This window comes from Variovorax glucosi, assembly GCF_051216695.1.
GTDB lineage: Bacteria > Pseudomonadota > Gammaproteobacteria > Burkholderiales > Burkholderiaceae_C > Variovorax.
This window is the reverse complement of the sequence record NZ_JBPJZE010000193.1, coordinates 1-1,245: the sequence shown is the minus strand read 5'-3', so window position 1 is coordinate 1,245 and position 1,245 is coordinate 1. Positions and strand designations below refer to the sequence as shown.

At 68.8% G+C, this 1,245-nt stretch carries 1 protein-coding gene and 1 pseudogene; one reads left to right on the top strand and one right to left on the bottom strand.

Annotation, left to right across the window (positions count from 1 at the left end; genetic code table 11):
* Positions 1-366, top strand: a pseudogene (locus tag ACSFA3_RS24185) (alkaline phosphatase family protein); the annotation flags it as partial.
* 410 nt (positions 367-776) lie between these two features.
* On the opposite strand, the gene ACSFA3_RS24180 reads toward ACSFA3_RS24185, so the two are convergent.
* A partial coding sequence (locus tag ACSFA3_RS24180) for a winged helix-turn-helix domain-containing protein (RefSeq protein ID WP_435507925.1) occupies positions 777-1,245 on the bottom strand: 469 nt, incomplete at its 5' end.

Here is a 1,245-nt window from a genome sequence, read left to right as displayed (position 1 = left end):
GGAGTCAGCTGGATCGTGTATGAAAACATGCGCGACAACTTCGGCGACAACCCGCTGACCGGCTTCAAGCAGTACCGCCGCGCCAGCGAGGCATCGAGCAAACCGGTCAACAGCAGCGGTCCGGTGCTGGCCTACGATCCGGCCAGCGACGACGTCGGCAACCCGTTGTACAAGGGCATCGCCAACACCATGCCCGGCACCAAGGTGGACGAGTACCTGGACACCTTCCGCAATGACGTGAAGAACGGCAAGCTCCCGAAGGTGTCGTGGATCATCGCGCCTGCCACCTATTCCGAGCATCCGGGGCCCTCCAGCCCGGTGCAGGGCGCGTGGTACACCCAGCAGGTGCTGGATGCGCTCACCGCCTACCTGCAGGTGCAGCGCTTCGATCTCAAGAAGCAGATTGCGCACAAGGCCACCGAGGTTGTAGCCGAAATCTCCAAGGCTGAGGCCCGCCGCGTGGCGCTGGGCGTGAGCGGCGACAACGACCTGAACATGGCGGCCTCGCGGCGCGCGCTGGTGGCCGCGCGCGAGTCCGACTTCGAGGCGCAGCGCGACGAGGCGCTCGGTCGGTCGCATGGCGAGGCGGCCGTCTGCCTCGCGCGCCACCGCCTCCTGCAGGATCTCGATCGTGTTCTCCTGCGAGCTGAAGTCGATCAGCTGCCCCGAAGCCGCCAGCGCACCGATCACTGCCAGCTGGATCGCCACCTGCAGCAGCACCAGCTGCCGGATCAGCCGTCGCTTGAGCGAAGGCTGTGCGGTTGCCAGGGGCGTGCTCATGGCAGGGAGCGCAGCAGGTAGCCGACGCCGCGGATGCTGGCGATCTCGACACCGGCGCCGGTGTCGGCGAGCTTCTTGCGCAGGCGCGACACATGCGTGTCGAGCGCGTTCGACTGGATCTCCGCGTCCAGCCCGAACACCGCGCGCTCCAGCGAGCTGCGCAGCACTGTGCGGCCGGCGCGCCGCACCAGGGTCTCGAGCGCCAGCAGCTCGCGGCGCGGCAGCTCCATGCGCTGCGCATCGACGCTGGCCTCGCAATGCGTGAAGTCGAACGCCAGCGCCGCGATGCGCAGCACGTCGGGCTGCGCGGTCGCCGGCCTGCGCAGCAGCGCGCGGATGCGGGCCAGCAGCTCTTCCACCGCAAAGGGCTCGCCGAGATAGTCGTCGGCGTCGGCGTCGAGGCCTGCCACACGGTCGTCCAGCGCGTCGCGCGCCGTGAGCATGAGCACCGGCACGTGGTTGCCG